28 protein-coding genes are annotated in these 24,657 nt (G+C 77.3%); 14 read left to right on the top strand and 14 right to left on the bottom strand.

Going from position 1 to position 24,657, the window contains the following annotated elements; translation table 11 throughout:
- Positions 1-32: 32 nt before the first annotated feature.
- Positions 33-1,313, top strand: coding sequence for a family 1 glycosylhydrolase (locus BKA21_RS07865; protein ID WP_140457717.1), 1,281 nt, complete (start codon positions 33-35; stop codon positions 1,311-1,313).
- Between the two features lie 34 nt (positions 1,314-1,347).
- On the opposite strand, the gene BKA21_RS07870 is transcribed toward BKA21_RS07865, so the two are convergent.
- On the bottom strand, positions 1,348-2,037 hold the full coding sequence (locus tag BKA21_RS07870) for a YoaK family protein (RefSeq protein WP_140457718.1): 690 nt from the start codon (positions 2,035-2,037) through the stop codon (positions 1,348-1,350).
- 28 nt (positions 2,038-2,065) lie between these two features.
- Positions 2,066-2,524, bottom strand: a complete 459-nt coding sequence (locus BKA21_RS07875) for an acyl-CoA thioesterase (RefSeq protein WP_239072694.1) — start codon at positions 2,522-2,524, stop codon at positions 2,066-2,068.
- A gap of 65 nt (positions 2,525-2,589) precedes the next feature.
- On the opposite strand from BKA21_RS07875, the gene BKA21_RS07880 reads away from it, so the two are divergent.
- From BKA21_RS07880 to BKA21_RS07900, 5 genes are all read left to right on the top strand, one after another.
- Positions 2,590-3,312 carry an SIR2 family NAD-dependent protein deacylase gene (locus BKA21_RS07880; protein WP_140457719.1) on the top strand — a complete coding sequence of 241 codons (723 nt, stop codon included), beginning with the start codon at positions 2,590-2,592 and terminating at the stop codon, positions 3,310-3,312.
- Positions 3,309-3,908 (top strand): alpha/beta hydrolase family protein, encoded by a 600-nt coding sequence (locus tag BKA21_RS07885; RefSeq protein ID WP_425549971.1) that lies wholly within the window; start codon positions 3,309-3,311, stop codon positions 3,906-3,908. Before BKA21_RS07880 ends, BKA21_RS07885 begins: the two co-directional genes overlap by 4 nt.
- Positions 3,909-3,977: 69 nt before the next feature.
- Entirely contained in the window at positions 3,978-4,787 is an 810-nt protein-coding gene (modA, locus tag BKA21_RS07890; protein ID WP_203793365.1) for a molybdate ABC transporter substrate-binding protein, read from the top strand.
- A gap of 19 nt (positions 4,788-4,806) precedes the next feature.
- Positions 4,807-6,885, top strand: a complete 2,079-nt coding sequence (locus BKA21_RS20345; RefSeq protein WP_140457720.1) for an ABC transporter permease — start codon at positions 4,807-4,809, stop codon at positions 6,883-6,885.
- Entirely contained in the window at positions 6,882-7,745 is an 864-nt protein-coding gene (locus tag BKA21_RS07900; RefSeq protein ID WP_140457721.1) for a Cof-type HAD-IIB family hydrolase, read from the top strand. The genes BKA21_RS20345 and BKA21_RS07900 overlap by 4 nt, the downstream gene beginning before the upstream one ends.
- Here the strand turns inward: BKA21_RS07900 and BKA21_RS07905 are convergent.
- Positions 7,742-8,737, bottom strand: coding sequence for a LysR family transcriptional regulator (locus tag BKA21_RS07905; RefSeq protein WP_239072693.1), 996 nt, complete (start codon positions 8,735-8,737; stop codon positions 7,742-7,744). The two genes, BKA21_RS07900 and BKA21_RS07905, sit on opposite strands and share 4 nt — an antisense overlap.
- Before the next feature lie 81 nt (positions 8,738-8,818).
- On the opposite strand from BKA21_RS07905, the gene BKA21_RS07910 reads away from it, so the two are divergent.
- Positions 8,819-9,895 carry an aminotransferase class V-fold PLP-dependent enzyme gene (locus BKA21_RS07910; protein ID WP_140457722.1) on the top strand — a complete coding sequence of 359 codons (1,077 nt, stop codon included), beginning with the start codon at positions 8,819-8,821 and terminating at the stop codon, positions 9,893-9,895.
- A 116-nt stretch (positions 9,896-10,011) separates the two neighbouring features.
- Positions 10,012-10,872 (top strand): aldo/keto reductase, encoded by an 861-nt coding sequence (locus BKA21_RS07915; protein WP_140457723.1) that lies wholly within the window; start codon positions 10,012-10,014, stop codon positions 10,870-10,872.
- Positions 10,873-11,013: 141 nt separating this feature from the next.
- Here BKA21_RS07915 and BKA21_RS07920 read toward each other — a convergent pair whose 3' ends face one another.
- The 7 genes from BKA21_RS07920 to BKA21_RS07950 form a co-directional block, all read right to left on the bottom strand.
- Positions 11,014-11,553 carry an O-acetyl-ADP-ribose deacetylase gene (locus tag BKA21_RS07920; protein ID WP_239072692.1) on the bottom strand — a complete coding sequence of 180 codons (540 nt, stop codon included), beginning with the start codon at positions 11,551-11,553 and terminating at the stop codon, positions 11,014-11,016.
- A 249-nt stretch (positions 11,554-11,802) separates the two neighbouring features.
- The gene (gene dtd / locus BKA21_RS07925; protein WP_140457724.1) at positions 11,803-12,240 is read right to left on the bottom strand and encodes a D-aminoacyl-tRNA deacylase; all 438 of its coding nucleotides are present in this window, start codon (positions 12,238-12,240) and stop codon (positions 11,803-11,805) included.
- Positions 12,237-13,232 (bottom strand): asparaginase, encoded by a 996-nt coding sequence (locus tag BKA21_RS07930; RefSeq protein WP_373308153.1) that lies wholly within the window; start codon positions 13,230-13,232, stop codon positions 12,237-12,239. The genes dtd and BKA21_RS07930 overlap by 4 nt, the downstream gene beginning before the upstream one ends.
- Positions 13,226-13,570, bottom strand: coding sequence for a DUF2516 family protein (locus BKA21_RS07935; RefSeq protein WP_140457725.1), 345 nt, complete (start codon positions 13,568-13,570; stop codon positions 13,226-13,228). Before BKA21_RS07935 ends, BKA21_RS07930 begins: the two co-directional genes overlap by 7 nt.
- A 108-nt stretch (positions 13,571-13,678) precedes the next feature.
- Positions 13,679-14,794, bottom strand: coding sequence for an FUSC family protein (locus tag BKA21_RS07940; RefSeq protein WP_170208917.1), 1,116 nt, complete (start codon positions 14,792-14,794; stop codon positions 13,679-13,681).
- A 6-nt stretch (positions 14,795-14,800) separates the two neighbouring features.
- Positions 14,801-15,994: a CAF17-like 4Fe-4S cluster assembly/insertion protein YgfZ gene (gene ygfZ, locus BKA21_RS07945; protein WP_140458393.1), complete on the bottom strand. Its 1,194-nt coding sequence runs from the start codon at positions 15,992-15,994 to the stop codon at positions 14,801-14,803.
- A gap of 41 nt (positions 15,995-16,035) precedes the next feature.
- Complete coding sequence (locus BKA21_RS07950) at positions 16,036-16,617, bottom strand: heme-binding beta-barrel domain-containing protein (RefSeq protein ID WP_140457726.1); 582 nt, start codon at positions 16,615-16,617, stop codon at positions 16,036-16,038.
- 252 nt (positions 16,618-16,869) lie between these two features.
- Between BKA21_RS07950 and BKA21_RS07955 the strand changes: the two genes are divergently transcribed.
- Positions 16,870-17,271, top strand: coding sequence for a DsrE family protein (locus BKA21_RS07955; RefSeq protein WP_239072690.1), 402 nt, complete (start codon positions 16,870-16,872; stop codon positions 17,269-17,271).
- Between the two features lie 6 nt (positions 17,272-17,277).
- Here the strand turns inward: BKA21_RS07955 and BKA21_RS07960 are convergent, their stop codons facing one another.
- The 3 genes from BKA21_RS07960 to BKA21_RS07970 form a co-directional block, all read right to left on the bottom strand.
- A complete protein-coding gene (locus BKA21_RS07960; RefSeq protein WP_140457727.1) occupies positions 17,278-17,739 on the bottom strand; it encodes a DUF4395 domain-containing protein in 462 nt (153 codons plus the stop codon).
- Between the two features lie 93 nt (positions 17,740-17,832).
- Positions 17,833-18,306 carry a thioredoxin family protein gene (locus BKA21_RS07965; RefSeq protein ID WP_239072689.1) on the bottom strand — a complete coding sequence of 158 codons (474 nt, stop codon included), beginning with the start codon at positions 18,304-18,306 and terminating at the stop codon, positions 17,833-17,835.
- A gap of 30 nt (positions 18,307-18,336) precedes the next feature.
- Positions 18,337-19,122: a hypothetical protein gene (locus BKA21_RS07970; RefSeq protein WP_140457728.1), complete on the bottom strand. Its 786-nt coding sequence runs from the start codon at positions 19,120-19,122 to the stop codon at positions 18,337-18,339.
- Between the two features lie 207 nt (positions 19,123-19,329).
- Between BKA21_RS07970 and BKA21_RS07975 the strand changes: the two genes are divergently transcribed.
- From BKA21_RS07975 to BKA21_RS07985, 3 genes are all read left to right on the top strand, one after another.
- Positions 19,330-20,058, top strand: coding sequence for a winged helix-turn-helix transcriptional regulator (locus BKA21_RS07975; protein ID WP_140457729.1), 729 nt, complete (start codon positions 19,330-19,332; stop codon positions 20,056-20,058).
- A 130-nt stretch (positions 20,059-20,188) separates the two neighbouring features.
- Entirely contained in the window at positions 20,189-21,529 is a 1,341-nt protein-coding gene (gene nhaA, locus BKA21_RS07980; RefSeq protein ID WP_140457730.1) for a Na+/H+ antiporter NhaA, read from the top strand.
- A gap of 11 nt (positions 21,530-21,540) precedes the next feature.
- The gene (locus tag BKA21_RS07985; protein ID WP_140457731.1) at positions 21,541-22,476 is read left to right on the top strand and encodes an alpha/beta fold hydrolase; all 936 of its coding nucleotides are present in this window, start codon (positions 21,541-21,543) and stop codon (positions 22,474-22,476) included.
- An 8-nt stretch (positions 22,477-22,484) separates the two neighbouring features.
- On the opposite strand, the gene nth is transcribed toward BKA21_RS07985, so the two are convergent.
- Positions 22,485-23,198, bottom strand: a complete 714-nt coding sequence (gene nth / locus BKA21_RS07990) for an endonuclease III (protein WP_239072688.1) — start codon at positions 23,196-23,198, stop codon at positions 22,485-22,487.
- Between the two features lie 138 nt (positions 23,199-23,336).
- Between nth and BKA21_RS07995 the strand changes: the two genes are divergently transcribed.
- A complete protein-coding gene (locus tag BKA21_RS07995) occupies positions 23,337-23,762 on the top strand; it encodes a hypothetical protein (protein ID WP_140457732.1) in 426 nt (141 codons plus the stop codon).
- 200 nt (positions 23,763-23,962) lie between these two features.
- The gene (locus tag BKA21_RS08000) at positions 23,963-24,640 is read left to right on the top strand and encodes a Crp/Fnr family transcriptional regulator (RefSeq protein ID WP_140457733.1); all 678 of its coding nucleotides are present in this window, start codon (positions 23,963-23,965) and stop codon (positions 24,638-24,640) included.
- Positions 24,641-24,657: the final 17 nt, after the last annotated feature.

Raw genomic sequence — 24,657 nt, forward strand, 5'->3', positions numbered from 1 at the left:
CGCCGCCCCTCCCCGACCAGGAAGGCACGACCATGACGTCCCCGCACCACGCCCCTGACGCCGGCCGCTATCCCGAGACGTTCTGGTGGGGCGTCGCCGGCGCCGGGCACCAGATCGAGGGTCACGACACCACGAGCGACACCTCGTTCCTCGAGCAGGTGGAGCCGACCGTGTTCGTCGAGCCCAGCGGCGCCGCGTGCCGCAGCTGGGAGCTGTGGGAGCAGGACCTCGACCTGGTCGCGGCGATGGGGCTGGGCGCGTACCGGTTCTCGGTCGAGTGGGCCCGCGTCGAGCCCGAGCAGGGCGTCGTCGACCCCGCCGCGCTCGACCGGTACGACGCCCTCGTCGACGGGTGCCTGGCCCGCGGCCTCACGCCCGTGGTGACCCTCAACCACTTCACGTCGCCACGGTGGTTCGGCGCGGCGGGCGGGTGGCTGGCCACCGACGCCCCGGCCAGCTTCGCCGACCAGTGCGCCCGCGTCGTCGGGCGCCTCGGCGACCGGGTGCCGGCGTTCGTCACCCTCAACGAGCCGAACCTCGCGGCGACGCTCCTGTGGGGCGGGCTGCCGCCGTTCGTCGTCGACCTGCAGCGCCGCACCCTGGAGGCGGCGTCGGCTGCGGCCGGCGTCCCCCGGTTCCGAGCCGCGAACGTCGTGCTGCCCGAGGAGCGGGAGGCCGTCGAGGACGGCACCGCGCTGGGGCACCGCGCCGCGCGCGACGTGGTGCGCGCCCTCGCCCCGCACGCGCGCGTCGGGTTGTCGCTGGCCGTCGTCGACGACGTCGCCCTCGACGAGGAGGGTGCCGCGCTGCGGGACCGCAAGCGCGCGGAGTGCTACGAGCGGTGGTTCGACCTGGTCCGTGACGACGACTTCGTCGGGGTGCAGAACTACGAGCAGATCGCGCACGACCGCACGGGTGTCGTCCACGCGGGCGAGGGCTCGGGTCCCGTCAACCAGATGGGCACACCGCTGGTGCCCGAGTCGCTCGGCGGCGCGGTCCGGTACGTGCACGGTGCGACCGGCGTGCCCGTGCTCGTGTCCGAGCACGGCGTCGCGACCCAGGACGACGCGCTGCGCGCCGGCCTGGTCGAGCCGGCGCTCGCGAGCCTGGACGCCGCCGTCCGCGACGGCGTCCCGGTGCTCGGGTACTTCCACTGGACGCTCATGGACAACTTCGAGTGGATCTTCGGCTACCGGTACCAGCTCGGGCTGCACGAGGTCGACCGGGTGACCGGGCGCCGGACGGCGAAGCCCAGCGCCGCGGTGCTCGCCCGGGCCGTGGCCCGGCGACGCGCGGACGCGCTCGTGCGCTGACCGGCCCGACGACGGCCCCGCCGGCCCGCCACGATCACACCGCGACGGGCTCCCGTCGCCAGTGGCCGACCGTGGCGACGACGAGCGCGAGGACGCCCGCGACGAGCATCCCGATGCCGACGCCGGCCTCGCCGCCCGCCTGGAGCAGGAGGGCGCCGACGCCCGCGCCGGCGAGGATGAGGACGACGGCGAGCGCGCGGCGGGCCCAGTTCTCGCCGGTGCCGCCCGCGAGGCGGGAGTCGGCGGCCAGGCCCGTGAGGGTCGAGGTGACGACGACCGTGGTGACGTCCTTGACGGCGATGCGGCGCGCGGCGGCGGCCTGCAGGCCCATCGCGATCGACAGCAGCGCTGTCACCACGAAGCCCCACACCTCGCCCTCGTGCGGAGGCTCGACCATCGCGGCGACGCCGAGCAGCACCGAGAGCACGCCGGTGGCGCCGAACGTCGTGGTCGACAGGTGCGTCCACCCCGGCGCGGCGCGGCGCAGCACGCGCCCGCCGATCGCGGCCCCGAGCATGAAGCCGGCCAGGGCGATGAGCGGCCCCGCCACGGGCAGGTCGTCGCCGCCCGCGAGCGCCATGCCGAGGATGACGACGTTGCCCGTCATGTTCGCGGTGAACACCCGGTCGAGGCCGAGGTACCCGACGGCGTCGATGATCCCGGTGGTGAAGGTCAGGGCGAGCATGAGGACCAGGTGCAGGCGTGCGTTCGTCACGGCGCACATGGTCGCAGGCGCGTGTTGCGCCGGTGCGTCACCAGCCGCGCAGGTGCGGGTCCGGGCCGGGGTACGCGGCGAACGTGGCGCGCTCCTCGTCGGTGAAGGGGCGCGGGGTGTGCGTCGCGGAGTCGAGCTGGACCATGCGGGAGCGGGCGCGCAGGCACACGGTCGCGCCGGGGGCGTCGGCGTCGAGGACCTCGTACGCGACGTCCACGGAGGACCTGCCCAGGCGCGGCACCCAGACCTCCACGACGAACGGGGTGGGGCGGAACCGCAGCGGGGCGAGGTAGTCGATCTCGTGCTTGGCCACGACGAGCAGCGACGCGGTCATCGTGCCGTTCTCGTCGACGCCCATGCGGGGGAACTGCGTGAAGCGGGCGTCGTCGAGGTACCGCAGGAACGCGGCGTTGTTCACGTGCCCGAAGAGGTCGACGTCCGACCAGCGCACCTGCATGACGACGCGTCCGCGCCGCTCGACCGTCCCGTCGTCCACGTGCGCACCCTAGCCGCGGCGGCGGACGGGTCTCGCCACGGGCCGCGTCGTGCGAGAGTCTGCGCATGACCCCGTCCGTGACGGTGCTGACCGGCGCCGGCATCTCGACCGACGTCGGCATCCCCGACTTCCGTGGGCCGCAGGGCACGTGGACGCTGCACCCCGAGCGTCAGGACCTGCTGGACTACCCCGTGTACATGGCCGACCCCGACGTGCGGCGCCGCTCGTGGCTGGCGCGCCTGCACTCGCCGATGTGGGACGCGCACCCGTCGGACGCGCACCGCGCGCTCGTCGAGCTGGAGAAGGCGGGGGTGCTGACGGCGCTGCTGACGCAGAACATCGACGGTCTGCACCAGGCCGCCGGCTCGTCGTCCGAGCTGGTGGTGGAGCTGCACGGCAGCCTGTTCACGACCGTGTGCACGGCGTGCGACGGGGTGTGGGCGACCCAGGCGGTGCTCGAGCGCCTGGTCGAGGACCCGGACCCGCACTGCGAGCGGTGCGGGGGCATCCTCAAGACCAGCACGGTGATGTTCGGGCAGGACCTGCCGCGCGACGCCCTGGACCGGGCGGCGGAGGCGGCGTCCACGTGCGACGTGATGGTCGCCGTGGGGACGTCCCTGCAGGTGCACCCGGTGGCGGGGCTGGTGCCGCTGGCGGCGCACCACGGGGCGGAGGTCGTCATCGTCAACGCCGAGCCCACGCCGTACGACGACGTGGCGGTGCGGCTGGTCCGGGAGCCGATCCAGACGAGCCTGCCGGCGCTGGTGCGTGAGCTGGTGGACCGGTGAGCGTGCCGCAGCCGCGCACCGGGGTGCGGGTGGTGCGCGCCGACGCCGCCCCGGCGGACGTCGCGGGGCTGCTGCTGACGCCGGGGGCGAGCGCGACCCGCGACCACAGCACCCTCGTGGCGCTGGACGACGCGCTGGTCGGGCAGGTGCCGGTGCGGCGGGTCGACCTGCCGCGGGGGAAGGCCGCGGTCGCGCGGGTGCGGGCCGAGGCGGACGCGTTCGCCGCCGAGCTCGGGGTGCCGACGGGGCGGCTGGTCGTGGGCGGGCGGTCGTTCGGCGGGCGGATGGCGTCGGTGGCGGTCGCCGAGGGGCTGGACGTGGCGGGGCTGCTGCTGCTCTCGTACCCGTTGCACCCGCCGGGCGAGCCGGAGAAGCTGCGGACGGCGCACCTGCCCGACGTGCGGGTGCCGGTGCTGGCGGTCAGCGGGGAGCGCGACCCGTTCGGGTCGCCCACCGAGCTGGCGCACCACCTGACGGCGCTCGGCGGGCCGTGGACGCTCGCGCTCGTGCCGGGCACGCACGCCCCGGCGGACGGGGCGGTCGTCGAGGCCGTGCGCCTGTGGTGGCCGGACCCGGCCGCAGCCGCGGCCCCGTAGAGCCCCATCACCCGCACGCGCGGCGGTCCGAGCCTTGTGGTGCCGCAGGCGCGCCCCTAGCCTCGTGGCGTGCCCGTCGTCCGTCCCGCCCGCACCGGGCACCCGCCCGGTCGTGCCCTCGCCACCGGCGTGGTCCTGGCCGTCGCCCTGACGGGCGGGTGCACCGCCGCGGGGGCACACGGCACCGACGACGCCCCGGCCACGACGCTCGTCGTGCTCGCCGCCGCGTCGCTGCGCGACGTGTTCACCGACCTGGCCGCGACGTACGAGCAGGCCCACCCGGGCGTGGACGTCGTCCTGTCGTCCGCCGGCTCCGCCGACCTCGCCGACCAGGTGCTGGCCGGTGCCCCCGCGGACGTCGTCGCCCTCGCCGACGAGACCAGCCTCGCGCGCGTCGTCGACGCCGGCGACGCCGCGGACCCCGTGCCGTTCGCCACCAACACCCTCACCGTCGTGACCCCGCCCGACGACCCCGCGGGCGTCGGGTCCTTCGCCGACCTCGCCCGCAAGGACGTCGCCGTCGTCGTCTGCGCGCCGGCCGTGCCCTGCGGGGCCGCCGCCGTCGCCGTCGAGGACGCCGCGGGCGTACGCGTGCACCGGGTGGGCGAGGAGCAGTCCGTCACCGACGTCCTCGCCAAGGTCGTCGCGGGCGAGGCCGACGCCGGCCTGGTCTACGTCACCGACGCCGCGCGGGCGGGCGACGACGTGCGCGTCGTCGACGTGCCCGAGACCGACGCGGCCGTCAACGTGTACCCCGTCGCGGTGACGACGTCGGCGCGCGACCGCGGCACCGACACCCTCGCCGCCGCGTGGGTCGACCTGCTCACCGGCCCCGACGGGCGCGCCGCGCTCACGGCCGCCGGGTTCGGCACCCCGTGACGATCCCCGGCCGGGGTGCGTGATTCGCACGCTGCCCCGCTGGGTGCTCCTGCCTGCGGCGCTCGGGGCGCTGCTCGTCGTGCTGCCCGTGGTCGCGCTCGTGCTGCGCACCGACCCGGCCGGCGCGCTCGCCCTCGTCACCTCGCCCGCCGCGCTCGACGCGCTCGGGCTGTCGCTGGGCACCGCCGTCGTCGCGACGGTCGCGTGCGTCGTGCTCGGCGCACCCCTCGCGCTCGTGCTGGCCCGCACCCGGTTCCCCGGGCAGCGCGTCGTGCGCGCGCTCGTGCTGCTGCCCCTCGTGCTGCCGCCGGTCGTCGGCGGCCTCGCGCTGCTGCACACCTTCGGCCGCCGCGGGCTGCTCGGCACCCCGCTGGAGCTGCTCGGCGTGCAGGTGCCGTTCACCACCGTCGCGGTCGTGGTCGCGCAGACCTTCGTGGCCCTGCCGTTCCTCGTGCTCGGCCTCGAGGGCGCGCTGCGCACCCTCGACGACCGCGTCGAGGACGTCGCCGCCACCCTCGGTGCCGGGCCCACCACGGTGCTGCGCCGGGTCACGCTGCCGCGCGTGCTGCCCGGGCTCGCGTCGGGCGCCGTCCTGGCGTTCGCCCGCGCGCTCGGGGAGTTCGGGGCGACGATCACGTTCGCCGGCGCGCTGCCCGGGGTCACGCAGACCCTGCCGCTGGAGATCTACCTCCAGCGCAGCGCCGACCCCGACGCTGCCGTCGCGCTCGCGGTGCTGCTCGTCGTCGTCGCGCTCGCCGTCACCGTCGGCGTCCACGCGACGGGCGCCCCGACGTCCGCCGGGCGGGGCCCCGGGCGCCACGGCGGACCGGACGACAGGGCGGGGCAGGCCGCGGGGGCCGGCGCGGGCAGGACCGCCCCCGACGGGGGTCCGGGCGCGGCCGCCGCGCCCGTGCCGGTGAGCCCCGCGGGAGCCGTCCGCCCGGCTGCTGCGCTGCGGATCGCCGTCCGGGTGCCGGACCGCGGGCTCGACGTGACGCTCGACGTGGCGCCGGGCCAGGTCGTGGCGGTGCTCGGCGAGAACGGCGCCGGCAAGTCGACCCTGCTGGCCGCCGTCGCGGGCCTCGTGCCCGGCGAGGGCGAGGTCCGCGTCGACGGCGTCGACGTCACGCGGGCCCCGCCGCGCGACCGGCACGTCGGCTGGGTCGGTCAGCGTCCCCTGCTGCTCGAGCACCTCGACGTGCTCGATGACGTCGCGTTCGGCCCCCGCTCGCGCGGCGCGGGCCGCCGGCTCTCCCGCGAGCGCGCGACCGTCGCGCTGGCCCGGGTCGGCGCCGGGCACCTGGCGGGGCGGCGGGGGCACGCGCTGTCCGGCGGCCAGGCGCAGCGGGTCTCGCTCGCCCGGGCCCTGGCGACCGAGCCGCGGCTGCTGCTGCTCGACGAGCCGTTCGCAGCGCTGGACGTCGGTGTCGCGGCGCACGCGCGCACCCTGCTGCTGGGGCTCGCACGCCAGGAGCCGCGCACGACGCTGCTGGTCACGCACGACCTGCTGGACGTGCTGGTGCTGGCCGACCGGGTCGTGGTCCTCGCCGACGGCCGCGTCGTCGAGGACGGCCCGGTGGCCGAGGTGCTGGCCAGGCCCCGCTCGGCGTTCGCGGCGCGGCTCGCGGGCGTGCACCTGGTCACGGGGACCGTCGTGGCCTCCGCGGACGGCCCCGCGCGAGGCGGCGCGGCGGGCGGTGCGGCGGGCGGTGCGGCGGGCGAGGAGCACGAGGTCACCGTCGACGCCGGCGCCGGGCTGGTGCTCGTCGGCACGTCGACCGAGCCGCTCACGGTGGGTGAGCCGGCCGCGGCGGTGGTCGAGCCCCGGGCCGTGGCGGTGCACACCGTCCGCCCCACCGGCAGCCCCCGCAACGTCGTGCCCGTGCGCCTCACGGACCTCGAGCCGTCGGGCGCCCTCGTGCGGGTGCGCGGGACGGCCGCGGGCGGGGTGGTGCTCGCCGCGGACCTGACACCCCGGGCCGTCGCGGCGCTCGCCCTCACCCCCGGCACGGACGCGTGGTTCACGGTCAAGGCCGCCGAGCTCGCGGTGCACGCGCGTCCGGCCGCACCCGCACCCGGTGCGACACTCGTGGGATGACCCCCGCGCCCGCCCCGGTCCTCGAGCCGCCCGTGCTCGACGTCGTCCCCGACCTCGCGCTGCTGGCGCTCGACATGGACGGCTCGCTGCTCGACGACGACAAGCGCGTGCACCCCACGTTCTGGCCGTTGCTCGAGGAGCTGCTGCGCCGGGGTGTGGCGGTCGTGCCGGCGTCGGGGCGGCAGTACGCGACGCTGCGCCGCGAGCTCGGCCGCGACGACCTGGTGTACGTCGCGGAGAACGGCTCGTACGTGGTGCGCGACGGCCAGGCGCTCGCGGTCGACGGCCTGGCGACGGCCACGGCGCACGCCGCCGTGCAGCGCGTGCGGGACGCGTCGGACCTGGACGTCGGCACCGTGCTGTGCGGGATCGCGTCGGCGTACGTGGAGCGCGCCGACGCCGCGTTCCTCGAGCAGTGCACGCCGTACTACGCGCGGCTCGAGGTCGTCGACGACCTGCTCGCGGTGGACGACACCGTCCTCAAGGTCGCGGTGTACGACTTCGGCGGCGCCGAGGCGGGTGCCGCGACGCGCCTGGCGGACCTCGGGGACGCCGCGCGCGTGCTCGTCTCCGGCGAGCACTGGGTCGACGTCATGAGCCCGACCGCCGACAAGGGCACGGCGCTGCGGGCCGTGCAGGCGGCGCTGGGCGTGGGCCCGGAGCAGACGATGGCGTTCGGCGACTACCTCAACGACGTCGGCATGCTCGGTGCGGCGCACTGGTCGTTCGCCATGGACAACGCGCACCCGCAGGTCCGGGCGCTGGCCCGGTACGTCGCCCCCGCCAACACGGCGAACGGCGTGGTCCGCACCGTCGCGTCGGCCCTGCGGATCGACCTGGACGCGCTGGTCCGCCCCTAGACCGTGCCGAGGGCGGCGGCGGCCCGGTGCAGCGCGTCCGTCGTCGCCGCGACGGAGGGCACGCGCGCGAGGTCCGGGGTGGTGGCGGCCCAGACGCGGCGGTCGCGGGTGCCCGCGGCGCGCCGCAGCACCACGCCGTCGGTGCGGCGGGCGGCCGGGGCGACGAGCCCGGGCAGCACCGCGACGCCGAGACCGGCGGCGACCAGGCCGAGCACCGCCGGGTAGTCGTCGGTGGCGTGCACGACCCGAGGCTCGAAGCCGCGGGCGCGGCTCGCGTCGACGAGATGGCCGCGGCAGCGCGGGCAGCCGGCGATCCAGTCGGCGTCTGCCAGGTCGGCGAGGTCCAGGTCGGCGAGGTCCGGGTCGGCGACGTCGGGACCGGTCGGCGCGGCGGCGGGGTGGTCCGCGGGCAGCGCCACGTGCGTGGTGTCGACCAGCAGGGGCTCGACGTGCAGACCCGCGAGGTCGGCGGCACCGGCGCCGTCGTACGTGAAGCCGAGGACGACGTCGGCGGCGCCCGCGCGCAGCAGGTCGAGCGAGGCGGGCGGCTCGGCCTCCTGGAGGGCGACGGTCAGCCCGGGGTGCGCGGCGCGCAGCTGGGCGAGGGCGGGCGGCACGAGCGTGGCCGCGGCGGACGGGAAGCCGACGAGCCGCACGACGCCCGCACGCAGCCCGGTGAGCGCCGCGACCTCCGCGTGCGCGGCGTGCAGGGCGGCGCTGACGGTCACCCCGTGCCGGGCCAGGACCCGCCCCGCCTCGGTCAGCCGCACGCGCCGACCGCCGCGGTCGAGCAGGGCCGTGCCCAGGCGGCGCTCGAGCCGGCGCACGTGCTGGCTGGCGGCGGGCTGGCTGATGCCGAGCGCGGCGGCCGCGGCCGTGAGGGTGCCGTGCTCGCCGACGGCCTGCAGCAGGCGCAGCGCACCGACGTCGAGCGGCTCGCCGACGGGGACCTGGTCGGTCGTCACCGCCGGCACGTGGGCGTGTCCGGTCACCCTCCGACCATAACGCCGGGTGATGCCACCGGTGCCGAAGTGGCCGTTGCCGGATGACCGGGCCGGCAGGACGATCGCTGCATGACGACCGCCGCCACGACCGACCGCCCCACCACGGCCCCGCTCGACGTGCTGCGGGCGCAGTTCGTGCCCGTGCCCGGCTACCTCGACGCCGCGACCTGCGGGCTGCCGGCCCGCGGCACGCTCGACGTGCTGCGCACCGAGCTCGACGCGTGGGCGGCCGGCGGCGCGTCGACCACCCGCTACGACGAGGCCGTCGAGGCGTCGCGCGCCGCGTACGCCCGCCTCGTCGGCGTCGACCCCGCGCTCGTGGCCGTCGGTGCGCAGACGTCCGCGATGGTCGGCCAGATCGCCGCGTCGCTGCCCGACGGGGCCCGCGTGGTGGCCGTCGAGGGCGACTTCACGTCCGTGACCTGGCCGTTCATGACCCAGCAGGACCGCGGCGTGCAGGTCCGGCACGTGCCGCTCGACGCCCTGGCCGACGCGGTCGCCGACGGCTGCGACCTCGTGGCGTTCTCCCTCGTGCAGTCCGTCGACGGACGCGTCGCCGACGCGGAGGCCGTGCGCGCCGCGGCGGCGCAGGTGGGCGCGACGACGCTCGCCGACCTGACCCAGGCCGGGTGGCTGCCCGTCGACGCCGGCACCTTCGACCTGACGGTGAGCTCGGCGTACAAGTGGCTGGCCGCCCCGCGCGGCGTCGGCTTCCTCACCGCGACGCCCGCCGCGCTCGAGCGGGTCCGCCCCGGGCAGGCCGGCTGGTACGCCGGCGAGGAGCGCTGGGCCTCGACCTACGGGCCCGCCATGCACCTGGCGACCACGACGCGACGGCTGGACGTCTCCCCCGCCTGGCTGTGCTGGGCCGGCGCGGTGCCCGCGCTCGAGGCGTTCGCGGCCACCGACCCGGAGCTGGTGCGCGCCCACGACGTCGGCCTGACCGACCTGCTGTGCGACGGCCTGGACCTGCCCCGCACGGGCACGGCGTTCGTCGCGCTGCCCGACCCGGACGGCACCGTCGGCGCGGCCCTCGCCGCAGCGGGCGTGCGCGCCGCCACCCGCGGCGGCGGTGTGCGGATGGCCTTCCACGTGTGGAACGACACGGACGACGTCGACCGGGTGCTCCGCGCCCTGCGCCGCTGAACCCTGCGCCCCGAGCGCTGAGCCCCAGGGCCGCGGGCGCCCTGAGGCCCGCGCAGCACGGGACGGCGGGTGGACCCGAGGTGCGCCCGCCCGGGCCGGGGTGTCGGATGGGGAGCATGCACACACGCTTCGTCGCCGACCACCCCGTGAGCGCGATCGGCCTCGGCGGGATGCCCATGTCCATCGAGGGCCGCCCCGACGCCGAGCGCTCGGTCGCCACCATCCACGCCGCGCTCGACGCCGGCGTCACCCTGATCGACACCGCCGACGCCTACCACCTGCACGCCGACGAGGTCGGCCACAACGAGGAGCTCGTCGCCGGCGCCCTGCGCACCTGGGGCGGCGACGCGTCGTCGGTCCTGGTCGCCACGAAGGGCGGGCACCTGCGGCCCGGCGACGGCTCCTGGACGATCGACGGCCGGCCCGAGCACCTGCGCGCGGCGGCGCAGGCGTCGGCGCGCCGGCTCGGTGTCGAGGCGATCGGCCTCTACCAGCTCCACCGCCCCGACCCGGCCGTGCCCTACGCGGACTCCGTCGGCGTGCTCGCCGAGCTGCTCGACGCCGGCACGATCCGGCTGGCGGGGATCTCCAACGCGGACCCCGACCAGATCCGCCTCGCGCAGGAGGTGCTGGGCGGGCGGCTCGCGTCCGTGCAGAACCAGTACTCCCCCGCGTTCCGCTCGTCGCAGCCCGAGCTCGACCTGTGCGCCGAGCTGGGGGTCGCGTTCCTGCCGTGGAGCCCCCTGGGCGGGATCTCCCGCGCGGGCGACCTGGGCTCGCGGTTCGCACCGTTCGCCGCCGTCGCGCAGGCCCACGGGGTCAGCCCGCAGCAGGTCGCGCTGGCGTGGGAGCTCGCGCAGGCCGACGTCGTCGTCCCCATCCCGGGCGCGTCCCGCCCGGCGTCGGTCCAGGACTCCGTCCGCGCGGCCGACCTGCTGCTGTCCCCCGAGGAGCTCGTCCACCTCGACGCGGCCTGACGCCCGACGGCGTCTCACGACCCACGACGTCTGACGACCGGCGGGGCCGGTGCCCCCGGCCTCGCCGGTGCGCCCGGCCCTGCCCGTCCGCGTGTCCTGGCTCGCCCGTCCCGGCCTGGGCGTCGCGGCTCGCGCGTCGCGTCAGGGCGTCGTGCGGGCGGCCGTGAACGCCGCGAGGACCGGGGGCGAGAGCAGGACGAACCGCACGACGTCCACGGACGTCGCGCCCCGGGCCTGCGCCCAGGCCGTGACCGCGTCGAGCGCGACGCGCGCCACCTCGTCGGCCGCCCACCCGTAGACGCCCGCGCTCACCGCCGGGAAGGCGATGCTCCGGGCGCCGAGCCCGGCGGCGACGTCGAGGCTGGACGTGAAGCACGACGCGAGCAGCGCCGGGTCGGTCTGCCCCCGGTGCCGGTCCGGCCCGACCGTGTGCACCACCCACCGCGCGGGCAGGTCGAACCCGGGTGTGGCCACCGCCTGCCCGACGGCCAGCCCGTCGGGGAGCACGGTGCGGCGCAGCTCCCGGCACGCGGCCAGGAGCCCCGGACCGGCGGCGGCGTGCAGGGCGCCGTCGACGCCCCCGCCGCCGAGCAGCCCGCTGTTGGCCGCGTTGACCACGACGTCGGTGGCCTCACGGGTGAGGTCGCCCTGGACGATCTCGATCCTCAGGTCCGTCGCCATGCACCCAGGATGCCGTGCGGGAGGTGCCGGAGGTCGACGGGCCGAGACCGACGGGCGGGACCCCGACGCACGACAGGCCGTCCCCAGGCTGTGCGCGAGGCGTCCCCCGCCTGGGGACCACGCGCCACTTGTCCACAGATACTGTCCCCATGCTGGGGAAAGGGGCCCGTCATCGCAGGTCAGGGTGTGGACAAACCCTGTGGACGACTGTGGACAACCACCCGGACGGCGGACAGCCTGTGCACGGCCTCAGACGTCGGGCGTCGACTCGAGCAGGATCGTCACCGGTCCGTCGTTGACGAGCTCGACCTGCATGTCGGCCCCGAACCGCCCCGTGGCGACCTCGAGCCCCCGGGCACGCAGCGCCGCGACGACCGCCTCGACCAGCGGCTCGGCCACCGCACCGGGCGCCGCCGCGTTCCACGTGGGCCGCCGCCCCTTGCGCGTGTCCCCGTAGAGCGTGAACTGGCTGACCACCAGCACGGGCGCACCCACCTCGACCGCCGACCGCTCGTCCCGCAGGATCCGCAGCTCGGCGATCTTGCGCGCCACCAGCTCGACCTGCGCCGGCCCGTCGCCGGGCGTCACCCCGACCAGCGCGAGCAGCCCCGGCCGGTCGACCGCCCCGACGACCTCGCCGTCCACCCGCACCGCGGCGCGCGTGACCCGCTGCACCACCGCCCTCACGCGAAGACCGCCCGCACGTCCCCCACGGGCCGCCCGTGGCCCAGCACCGGCGTGGCCGCCGCGTCCGCGACCACGCCCGGGTCGACGCCCGCCACGACGAGCGCGGCACCGAGCACCGCCGGCCGCGGGCGGCTCGACCCGTCGAGCACCTTGAACGCGACCGCACCGCCGTCGGGCAGGCCCGCCGCGTACACGCCGTCGGCGCCGTCCTTGGCCACGAGGCCCGGGACGGCCGTCATGAACGCGGTGGCGTCGCGCCCCGTGCCGCCGACGTGCCAGGGGTGCCCGGCCATCGCCCGCGCGACCCGGGCCTCGGGCGTCACGCCGTCGCCCGCCGCGCCCGCGGCGGCGAGCGTCCCGAACGCACGCGCCAGCCCCGTCAGCGTCGTCGAGAGCAGCGGCGCCCCGCACCCGTCGACCGTGGCGTGCTCGACCGGCACGCCCGTGAGCTCGGCGACCACGGCCAGCACCGCACGCTGCAGCGGGTGCCCGGGGTCGAGGTACGACCCCGTGGACCAGCCCGCCGCCACGCACGTCGCGAGCATGCCGGCGTGCTTGCCGGAGCAGTTCTGCGTGAGCGACGCCGCCGCGTGCCCGTCGGCCCGCCACGTCCAGGCGGCATCCGCGTCCAGGGGCTGGTCGGGGGTGTTCTGCAGGGCGTGGACGCCCAGCCCGGCACCGGCGAGCAGGCCCCGCACGACGTCGAGGTGCCCCGGCTCCCCCGAGTGGCTCGCGCACACCAGCGCCAGGTCGGCGCCGTCGACGTCGAGCCCGTGGCGCAGCATCGCGACGGCCTGCAGCGGCTTGAGCGACGAGCGCGGCCAGATCGTCACGTCGGGGTCGCCGAGCGCGAGCCGCACGGACCCGTCGGGCGCCAGCACCACCAGGTGCCCGAGGTGCACGGACTCGACGAGGTCGCCGCGGGTGACCCGCGCGAGCGGCACCGCCGCCGTGGCGACGTCGACCTGCGCGGACAGGACCGCGCTCACCAGCCGCCCCGCTGCGGGCCCCGACCGCCGCCCCGGCGCCGCGAGTACGGCGCCACGGCCGGGCGCACGTCGACGAGGTAGACGATCGCCGCCGCCGCGGCGAGGAGCGCGAGGAAGCTCGGGAAGCCGAGGTACACGCCCGGGATCGGGATGCTGAGGAACGACACCACCGTCGCCGCCACCAGCACCCAGATCCAGAACGTCCGCGTGCGCTTGCCCGCCGACGTGAAGGCGGCCGCCGGGCGCGTCAGGCAGTCCACCAGCGCCCACGCCGCGAGGGCGAAGATGACGAGGTAGAAGACGAAGAAGAGCACCACCTGGATGGACCCGATGAAGTTCACGCGACGAGCGTACGAGACGTGACCGACGCCGACGTGTCCGGGGCTCCCGGTTGACCCGACCGGGCGCGGGCCGGACGGGCGCCCGTGCGCCTGGGCCGGCGGCGGGGGTCAGATCTCCGGCAGCGCCTCGCGGGCCTCGCCCGGCCCGGCACCGGCCATCTGGAGCAGGTCGACGACGAGCGAGCGCAGCAGCAGCACGAGCGACTGCGCCTGCCAGTCGTCGGGGGCCACGACGAACGGGTCGAGCGTCGCGGCGACGTCCGTCAGCCGCGCCCGCACGCCCCGCGCGTCCCGCCCGGACCCGGTCGCCTCGGCCAGGTCGTCGGTCGCGCGGGCCACCGCGGCGAGCGCGTCGGCCAGCGCGGGCACCACGTGCCCGTCCTCGACGGCGGTGCTGGTGCGACGGGCCAGCACCCGGGCGTTGCGCATGGCGCGGTCCAGCAGCACGGCCTCGTCCACCATGCGCGCGAGCTCGCCGCGGTGCCGGCGGTGCTGCGGCGCGAGCCGGACCAGCTCGGCGGCCGACCGCGCGGCGTCGCGCCACTCGTCGAGCGCCGGCTGGGACGCGCGGCCCGCGAGCAGCGCGGCCTCGACGTCGTCGACGGACCCCGCGCGGACCCCCCGGACCAGCAGGTGCAGCACGCCCGCGAGCTCCTGCGTGGCCGTGCGGGCCAGGCTGCGCGGGTGCCGGCGCGGGTCCGACGGGGTGAGCAGCGCGAACGCGAGCGCGACGAGCCCGCCGACGACTGCGTCGAGCCACCGCCCGACCGGCCCGCCGGCGACCTGCGGCAGGCCCACGATGACGATGGCCTGGACGCCGGCCTGGGTGGTGAGCATCTGCCCGCGGTCCAGCAGGCGTGCCACCAGCCCGGCGACGAGGAGCACCAGCGCCATCTGCCAGGCGCCGGAGCCGATGACGTGGACGACGAGGTCGCCGGCGCCCACGCCGACGGCCACCCCGGCGGCGAGCTCGGCGACGCGCCGCACGGACCGGTCGCGGGAGAACCCGAGCGCGAGCCACGCGCTGACGGGGGCGAAGAACGGCGCCGCGTGCCCCAGGCCGTACCGGGCGACGCCGTACGCCACGCCGGCCGCGACCGACGCCTGCAGGATCAGCAGCCACGAGGCCCGCACGCGGCCCCAGCCGGCGCGGACGCGGGCCTCGACCAGGACGCGCGCGGCCGCCCGGCCCCGCAGCCGACCGGTGCCGGGGTGCGCGTCCACGGGCGGTCAGCCGCCGAGCATCGGGTGGCCGCCGAGCCCGCGGGTCAGCGGGCCGCGCGCGGCCGGGCGGTCGACCGAGACGCCCTCGCCGGGCACGACGACCTCCTGGCCTGCGGAGACCGCGCCCCCGTCGCAGTCGACGAGCAGCACCGCGTCCGTCGGCACCGACCGCTTGACCACGGCGAGCGCGACCGGCCCGAGCTCGTGGTGCCGCGCCACGCTGGTGACGCGCCCGACCTCGCGCCCGACGGGGTCGCCGCCGGGACCGGCCGCCGCCGGGTCGCCGGGCACGGCACCGGCCGCGGGCAGCCGCACGGCCGCACCCGCGGCGGGCAGCAGGTGCCCCGAGCCGTCGAGGTGCAGCATGACGAGCCGGCGCGGCGGCCGCCCGAGGTTGTGCACGCGGGCCACGGTCTCCTGGCCCCGGTAGCAGCCCTTGTGCAGGTGCACGGCGGTGCGCAGCCAGTCGAGCTCGTGCGGGATCGTGCGGTGGTCGACCTCGTGCGCGGCGCGCGGGCGCCAGGCCTCGACGCGCAGCGCCTCCGCGGCCCAGGTGCCGACGAGCGGCCAGCCCGCGGCCTCGCGGGCCCGGACCTCGTCGGCCAGCGTGGCGCGCGGCACGAGGACGAGCCGCCAGCGCCGGTCGACGGCCGGGTGGTCGGCGTCGTCGGGGCCGTACCGCGTGCCGCCGGGCGCCGTGCGCGGCCACGGGTCGCGCCAGGTCACCGGCTCGTCGGCGGTGCCCTCCGCGTCGACGGGCTCGGCGAGCGCGGCCCACTCGTCCGTGACGTCGGCGACCTCGACCCGCAGCATGAAGCGCATGCGGTCGAGCCAGGCGGCCAGCGCCGGGGCGGTCTCGGTGAGCAGCCACGTGGTCGTGCCGTCGTCGACGACGCCCGCGGCGTGCTCGACGTGCCCGTGCGGGTCGAGCACCAGCAGCTCGGTGGACGTGCGCGGCTGCAGCGTGTCGACGGCCGCCGTGGTCAGGGAGTGCAGCCACGTGAGCCGGTCGGGCCCGGTGACGGTGACGACGCCGAGGTGCGACTGGTCGACGACGGCCCCGCCGCGGGCCAGCGCCCGCTGCTCGGCCGTCGGGTCCCCGTAGTGCCAGGCGACGCCCGCGTCGGGCCCGGCGGCGGCGACGGCACCGTGCCGGCCCAGCAGCGGGCTGCGGTGCCGCGGCGGTGCGGGCTCGGTCACGTCGGGCGCCCCGTCGAGCGGGCCGGCCTCCGGGGCCGTGGTCACGACGCGTCCACGCGGGTCAGGCGGGCGGACGCGTACGACTGCATGGGGTGGCCGAACGCGGCGAGGTCGTGGGCCCACATGAGGTCGCCCTCGACGAGCCCGTACAGCCGGGTCCCGGCGTTCACGGCCGCCCCGGTGGCGGTGTGCGCGACGAGGTCGGACGCGAGGTCGGCCCGACCGTTGCCGACCTGGCCGACGTAGACGGCGACGTGGCCCGACGGGTCGGCGACCAGGAGCTCGACGGGGTGCTTGTCGGGCGCGACGCCCTCGGGGCGCTCCGGCGGGATGCGCCAGTACCCGGACTCCGTGGACCACACCGGCCCGGGCTCGGCGGGCGGCTCCGCCGTCCCGTCGGCCTCCGCGACGAGGGCCGCGGGGTCGTCGGGGGCGACGACGAGGCGGATCGTGGTGGTGTAGGCGAGGTAGGGGCCGCCGTCGTGGGTGACGTCGAGCTCCTGGGTGAAGGCGCTCTCCTCGATGCCGGGGTACCCGACGACTCCCTCGCCGCGCCACCGGCCGACGAGCCAGGCCAGCGGGTAGACCTCGGGCGCCAGACCTTCGGGCAGCACGAACGGCACGGGGGACCTCCTCGGGACGGGCTCAGGCGGGATCAGGACCGTCGCGGAACCGGACGGGCGGCTCGCGGCCGGCCGTCGACGGGTGACAGGTCAGCGCTGGCCCTTGAAGAGCCGGTACACGACGAAGCACGCGAACCATCCGATGGTCAGCGTGGCGAGCACGAGCAGACCGATGAAGAAGCCCTCGAGCGCAGTCATGCACCGATCCTAACGACCGCGGTGGCCGGTGGCTTCCCGCCTACGCTGTGACGGGTGACCGACGCCGCTCCCGCCCCCGCCCCGTCCGCCCCGGCCCTGCGCCCCCTGGTGGTCAAGGCCACCGGCGGGCTGGACCGCCCCGAGGCCGCGAACCAGGCCTTCACGGTCGCCGCCGCCGCGGTGGCCGCCGGCGCCCGGGTGAGCCTGTGGCTGACCGGCGAGGCGTCGTGGTTCGCGGTGCCGGGACGGGCCGCCGGGCTGGCGCTCGAGCACGCCACGCCGCTGCCCGACCTGCTGGACCTGCTCCTCGCGGAGGGCACCGTCACCGTGTGCACGCAGTGCGCGGCGCGCCGGGGCCTGGCCCAGGCCGACCTGCTGCCCGGCGTGCGGATCGCCGGCGCCGCCGTGTTCGTCGAGGAGACCCTGCACCCGCAGGCGCAGGCGCTGGTGTACTGACGCCCCTCAGCGGGCCGCGCGCAGCCGCACGCCGAGCGCGTACATCTCGCACCCGAGGCACAGGCCGAACACGGCGTTGAGGAACGCCGCGACGAGCGCGACCGCCGCCGCCACCGGCACGGCCGCCGCGACACCCGCGACACCCAGCAGCACGCCGAGCCCCGTGATCACCAGGCCCACGAGCTGGGCGAAGCGCGGCGGCCGGGCGTCCTCGAGCTCGGCGGGCGGGCCGATGCGCGGGCGCACGAGCGTGCGGAACAGCCACGCCTGCCAGGTCCGGCCCGGGCCCGCGACGGTGCCGAGCGCGAACCCGGCGGCGGTGACGGCGAGGACGGCTGTGGCTGCGGCGGGGACATCGCCGAGCAGCAGCACCGCGGCGAGCAGCACGAGGTTGAGGGCGGCGACGACGCGCTGGCCGCGCGGGTCGACGGTGGGGGCGAGGTCGCGGCGGTCGGACGTGGCGGTCATGACGGTCTCCTGCGGGTGTGCGGGCGGCCGCCCGGGCGGACCGGGCGGGTGACGCGGGCTGCGTCGGCGGGGCCGGGACCACCGCCGCCGTCGTCAGCGCGCGGAGGTCCCGCCCGGACACGCGGACGCGTCGTCGGCGCGCGCCCCGTCGGTGAGGCCGTCGAGCAGCGCGACGAGGGCCGCCCGGTCGGCGCCGCCGGCGGCGCGGGCGACCACGGCACCGGCCGGGTCGAGCACCACGACGGTGGGGGTGCGGAGCACGTCGAGGCGACGCGTCAGCGCGGGGTGCTCGGCGACGTCGAGCTCGACGTGCACCACGCCGGGCCGCCGGGAGGCGAGCTCGCCGAGCACGCGGGCGGTCGCGCGGCAGGTCGTGCAGGTCTGCGCGGACATCTGCACCAGGGTGGCCGTGGTGCCGAGCCCGTGGCCGCCGAGGTCGGCGGGCGTCAGCGGGTCGGCGGCCGACGCGTCGGTCGTGCGGACCGTGCCGGCGCGGGCGCGCAGGACCAGCCCGAGGACGGTCGCCACGGCGAGCGCCCCGAGCAGCCACAGCACGCCACCGGTCACGGCAGGGGCCTCCTCACGGCGCGGTCCGGCTCACGGCAGGACGCCCATCATGCCGGTGACGGACACCTGGGCGAAGACCCGCCCGGCGACGTACACGAGGATCCCGCTGACGCTCACGGGCAGCACGGCCACGGCGAGCGAGGGCAGCCGGCGGCGCAGCGAGGCCAGCCGGTCGAACAGGGCGTGCAGGGCGGTGACGAGCACGCCGACGCCCACGCCGAGCGACGCGCCGGCGAGGGTGCCGACGTCGGGCAGGAGCCACGCGACCCCCGTCGCGGCGACGGTCGCGCCGGCCATCGCGACGCCGTAGACCAGCCAGGCCCGCCCGTCGAGCACGACCACGGCCGACCCGACCGCGAGGGCGACGGCGCCCGAGACCACCACGGACGCGCCGCCCGGCGCGCGGGCGGTGGCGACCCAGCCGGTCACGCACACCGCCAGGACCGTGCCGGCGACGGTGCCCGCGACCGACTCGACGAGGCGGAGCCGGCCGTCGCGGCGCAGCAGCTCGTTGACGAACGCGAGGACGACCGCGCCGGCGAGCACGACCGCCAGGTGCTGCAGGTAGGGCGGCAGCGGGGTGAGGGTCACGACGGCGACCGACCCGACGCCGCCCAGCAGCACGACCGCCGCCGAGCCCGGCACGAACGGCAGCCCCGCGAGCCCGGGCCAGCCGATCGCGAAGACGACGACGAGCGCCGCGCAGACGGCCGCGAGCGGGTAGAGCCCGAGCCCGCCGGCCGCGGAGACGTACCCGGCGACGGCGACCAGCGCACCCAGCGCGGCGGTCGTGACCGCGCGCGTCTGCGGGGTCACGCGACCGTCCCTCTCGGGTGCGTCCGGCGCCGGGGTCGGCGACCGGCCGCACCGGGGGCGCGGGGCGGGGTCGGGCGTGAGCGGGGCGGCACGGCTGGGATTCTCGCAGACGCCCCCGGGTCCGGCGCGCGACCACCCACCGACCGGCCGACGCGACCTGGACGACGCACGCGGTAGCGTGTGCCCTCTCGCGCCAGGAGGTCATCGGTGGCAGATCTGCTGCTCCTCACTCCGGCGTCCGGTGGTTCGGCGCAGGTGCTGCCCGCTCTGGGGCTTCTGTCCCACCGGGTTCGCGTCCTGCCGGTCGAGCCGTCCGCTCTCGTGGACGCACCGGACGCAGACATCGTCGTGCTCGACGCCCGGCGGGACCTCGTCACCGCCCGGACCACGTGCCGCCTGCTGCGCGCCACCGGTCTGACGGTTCCGCTCGTGCTGGTCCTCACGGAGGGCGGCCTGACCGTCGTCACCTCCGAGTGGGGGGCGGACGACATCGTCCTGGAGAACGCCACGCCCGCCGAGGTCGAGACGCGCTTCCGCCTCGTCATGGAGCGTGCGGCGTCCGCGTCGTACGACGACGCGCCGCAGGAGATCTCCTCCGGCGAGCTGACGATCGACGCCGGCGGGTACACCGCCCGCCTGCGGGGCCGGCCGCTCGACCTCACGTACAAGGAGTTCGAGCTGCTCAAGTACCTCGTGCAGCACCCGGGCCGCGTGTTCACGCGCGCCCAGCTGCTGCAGGAGGTCTGGGGCTACGACTACTACGGGGGCACCCGGACGGTCGACGTGCACGTGCGGCGGCTGCGCGCCAAGCTCGGCCCGGAGCACGAGCAGCTCATCGGCACGGTCCGCAACGTCGGCTACCGGTTCGACCCGCCGAAGGACCGCCGCTCGAGCGACGACCGGTCGGGTGACGTCTCGGAGACCGCCGACGCCTGAGCGGCCGACGTCACGTGCCCGCGAGCCGGACCCGGCGGGCGCGCCGTCCCGACGTTCCGTATCGTGATCGCCCGGTGCGCCGGGAAGTCTGGTCGGCAACGTCGTCGACGACCCCACCGGAAGGTCTCTCGTGAGCGCACCTGACAAGCCCCGCACGCCCCGCCTGCTGCTGGCGTCCCTCTCCCCCGGCTCGCGCCGCAACCTGAACGACACGCTCCGCGACGAGCGCACGGGCGGGATCCTGCTCCTCGTGGGCGCGGTGGCGGCGCTGCTGTGGGCGAACATGTGGCCGGACTCCTACGACGCGGTCAGCGGCACGGTCGTCGGCCCGGCGGCGCTGCACCTGGACCTCGACCTCGCGCACTGGGCGTCCGACGGTCTGCTGGCGATCTTCTTCTTCGTGGTCGGCCTCGAGCTCAAGCGCGAGATGGTCGTCGGCGAGCTGCGGCACGTCGCGACCGCCGCCCTGCCGGCCGCGGCCGCCGTCGGAGGGATGGTCGTCCCGGCCGGGATCTACCTCGCGTTCAACACGACCATGGCCGGCGGCGCGCCGCAGGGCTGGGCCGTGCCGACCGCGACGGACATCGCGTTCGCCGTCGGCGTGCTCGCCCTGGTCGGCCGGGGCGTGCCCGTGGCGCTGCGGGCGTTCCTGCTGACGCTCGCGGTGGTCGACGACCTGCTCGCGATCGTCATCATCGCCGTCGCGTACACCGACGACGTGGCGCTGCTCCTGCTCGCCGGGTCGCTCGCCGCCGTCGCGGTGTTCGCGGTGCTGCTGCGCCGCGGCGTGCGCTCGCCCTGGCTGCTGGTGCCGCTCGCCCTGGTCGCGTGGGGCCTCCTGCACGCCGCGGGCGTGCACGCGACCATCGCCGGCGTGCTGCTGGGCTTCGCGGTGCCCGCGTCGCCGGGGTCGGTCGACCCCCGCCGGGCGGCCGCCGCCGACACCGAGGACGACGGCGAGGGCGACGACCACTCCCTGGCCGAGCGGTACGAGCACCTGTGGCGCCCCGTCTCGGCGGGCTTCGCCGTCCCGGTGTTCGCGCTGTTCGCGGCCGGTGTGACCATCGACCCGGACACCCTCGGCGGCACGTTCACCGACCCCGTGGGCCTCGGCGTCGTCGCGGGCCTCGTGCTCGGCAAGCCCGTCGGGATCGTCGTGGCCACGTGGCTGCTCACCCGCTTCACGCGCGCCCGGCTCGCCCCCGGGCTCGGGTGGTGGGACGTCACGGGCGTCGGCCTGCTCGCCGGCATCGGGTTCACGGTGTCGCTCCTGGTGGGGCGTCTCGCCTTCGGCACCGGCACGCCGCACGACGACCACGTGGTGGTCGCGGTGCTCACGGCGTCGCTGCTCGCGGCCGCCGGCGGCGGTGTCGTGCTGTCCTGGCGCGGACGCGTCCACACGGCCCTCGCGGCGGCCACCGGGGCGCCCGAGGTGGCACCGGCCGCCCCGGACCACCCGGCGAAGGGGTAGTTTCACAGCCGATGACCACCGTCGACTCCGCCGCGCTGCTCTTCGACGGCCCCTGGCAGCACCGGTTCGTCACCGCCAACGGTGCGCGCTTCCACGTCGCCGTCGCCGGCCCGCAGGACCACGACGCGCCCCTGGTGCTGCTCCTGCACGGCGTCCCGCAGCTGTGGTGGGCGTGGCGGCACCAGATCCCGGCCCTCGCCGACGCGGGCTACCGCGTCGCGGCCATGGACCTGCGCGGCACCGGCGGGTCCGACAAGCCCCCGCAGGGCTACGACGTGCCCACGCTGGCGGCCGACGCGGCCGGGGTCGTGCGGTCCCTCGGCGCCCCAGGCGCGGTCGTCGTCGGGCAGGGCACGGGCGGCGACGTGGCGTGGGCCGTCGCGGCGCGCCACCCGGACGTCGTCCGGGCGATCGGGGTGCTCGCCGCCCCGCACCCGCTCGACCTGCTCGCGGTGCCGCGCCACCCGCTGCCCGTCGCGTCCGCCGCCCTGCTCGCGTACGTCCAGCTCCCGTCGCTGCCCGAGCGCGCGATGACCGACGGCGACCTCGTGGCGCGGATGTTCACGCACTGGGGCGGCGTCCCGACGCGCCCCGACCGGCAGGCCCTCGAGACGTACCGGCGCGCGCTGCGCGTGCCGTTCGCCGCGCACAGCCAGCTCGAGCAGCTGCGCTGGCTGGTCCGCTCGACGCCCCGGCCCGACGGCCGCCGCCACCGTGCCGCGCTGCGGGCCGCCCGGCCGGTGCCGGTGCTGCAGGTCCACGGTGCGCGCGACGGGCTGCGCCCGCTGCAGGACGCCGCGCTGCGCGCGCCGACGGCCCACGTCGCGCGCCCGTACCGGCTGGAGGTGCTGCGCGACGCCGGCCACTTCCTCACCGACCACGCCCCCGGCCACGTCGCCGAGATCCTGCTGGACTGGCTCGCGGAGGTCGCGCCCGTCACCGGCTGACGTCCGCGTCAGCCCTTGAGCATCTGCGCGGCCCGCACGGGGTCACGCTCGCCGATGCCCGCGGACGGGCACAGCGCCGCCACCGGGCACGCCCCGCACGCCGGCCGGCGGGCGAAGCACGTGCGGCGGCCGTGGAAGATCAGGCGGTGCGACGCCTGCGTCCACGTGCGGCGCTCCAGCAGCGCACCCAGCTCGGCCTCGACGACCACCGGGTCGTCGCTCGTGGTCCACCCGAACCGGTGCGACAGGCGCATCACGTGGGTGTCGACGGTGATGCCGGGCACCCCGAACGCGTCGCCGAGCACGACGTTCGCGGTCTTGCGCCCGACCCCGGGCAGCCGCACGAGGTCCTCCAGCCGCCCCGGCACCTCGCCGTCGTGGCGTTCCAGCAGGGCCTGCCCGATGCCGGTGAGCGCCCGGGCCTTGGCGCGGAAGAACCCCGTGGGGCGCAGGATCTCCTCGAGCTCGGTCGGGTCCGCACCGGCCAGCGCCGCGGCGTCGGGGTAGCGGGCGAACAGCGTCGGCGCGGTGAGGTTGACCCGCACGTCCGTGGTCTGCGCGGACAGGACGGTGGCGACCAGCAGCTCGAAGGCGTCCCGGAAGTCCAGCTCGCACCGCGCGTCCGGGTACCGGACGGCCAGCGCGCGGTCGATCCGCCGCGCCCTGCGCGTGCGCGCCAGCGGCGTCTCGTCGGGGATCGGCGCGGGTGTGCGGGTGGCCACCCGCGCAGGCTACGTGCCCGCACCGACGCGCCGCTCTGCGCCGTCCCGGTGACCTGCGGTGCTCCCCCGGGGTGACACGGGCGCACCGGGACGCGGCCCGGGCTCAAGGTCGGCGCCCGGACGGCCGACGACGTGCACATGACGCCCGTCGAGCACCCGGTGGCCGCGCCCGCGGTGGCCGACCTGCGCCTCGTGCGCCGTGCGCTGCGCGCCGAGCACGCCCGGGTCGGGCGGTGGCGCCGGGCGGTGCGCGCGCACCTCGACCTGGCCGTGGCCACCACCGTGCCCCCGGAGCCGCTCGGCGAGGACGTCGCCTTCCTGCTGCCGCTGGACGTGTCGGTGCAGGTGCCTCGCGCGACCGAGCTGGGCGCGTGCCTCGGCGCCGACCGCGCGGCCGCCGTCCGCGACGTCCTGCGCCTGCGCGACCTCGACGGCCGGCTCGCCCGCTACGAGGCCGGCGTCGCGCGCGCGCTCGCTGCGCGCACGGCCGAGCTGGTCGACCGCGTGGCGCGCGACCCCGCGGGCGTCCTCGTCCCCGTCCGCGACCACGCCTCGACGGCCTGAGCAGGGCCCTCGCGTGCCCCACGACCGGCCCGCCGGGGCGGTGCCGCGCCGGCTCGGACCGGCCCCGTGCCGCGCGCAGGGGCGCGGATGCGGCAGACTGACCGTGACGCCCGCAGCGACGGCTCCTCCGCACAGGCGGCCGCGGGACGCCCGGTGCTCCCGGGACGCAGGATCGGTGTGCGCAAGAGGAAGGTACCGCCGTGGCGGATGACAACGTGCTGACGGCCCCGCTGTTCGTCGGCCTGGACGCCGAGTCGTCCCACGCGCTGATCGCGTCGATGAAGGTGATCGACGTGGGGCGCGGGGACGTGCTGTTCCACGAGGGCGAGCCCGGCGACCGCCTGTACCTCGTGCGCGACGGCAAGATCAAGCTCGGCCGACGCTCCAACGACGGCCGCGAGAACCTCCTGGCCGTGCTCGGCCCGGGCGAGATGTTCGGCGAGCTGTCCCTGTTCGACCCGGGCCCGCGCACCGCGACCGCGACGGTCGTGGCGGACGCGGTCGTGCTCGAGCTGGGCCACAGCGACCTGATCCGGTGGCTCGGCGAGCACCCGGGCGTGGCGGAGCACCTGCTGCAGGCCCTCGCGCAGCGTCTGCGCCGCACCAACGAGGCGCTCGCGGACCTGGTGTTCTCCGACGTCCCGGGTCGGGTCGCCAAGGCGCTCCTGGACCTGTCGACGCGGTTCGGCCAGGAGGTCGAGGACGGCATCCGCGTGGCGCACGACCTCACGCAGGAGGAGCTCGCGCAGCTCGTCGGCGCCTCGCGGGAGACCGTGAACAAGGCCCTGGCCGACTTCGCCGCCCGCGGCTGGGTGCGCCGCGAGGGCCGTGCGGTCGTGCTGCTGGACGTGGACCGGCTCGAGCGCCGCGCGCGCTGACCCCACCTGCACGAAGG

The organism is Cellulomonas oligotrophica (genome assembly GCF_013409875.1).
Taxonomy (GTDB): Bacteria; Actinomycetota; Actinomycetes; order Actinomycetales; family Cellulomonadaceae; genus Cellulomonas; species Cellulomonas oligotrophica.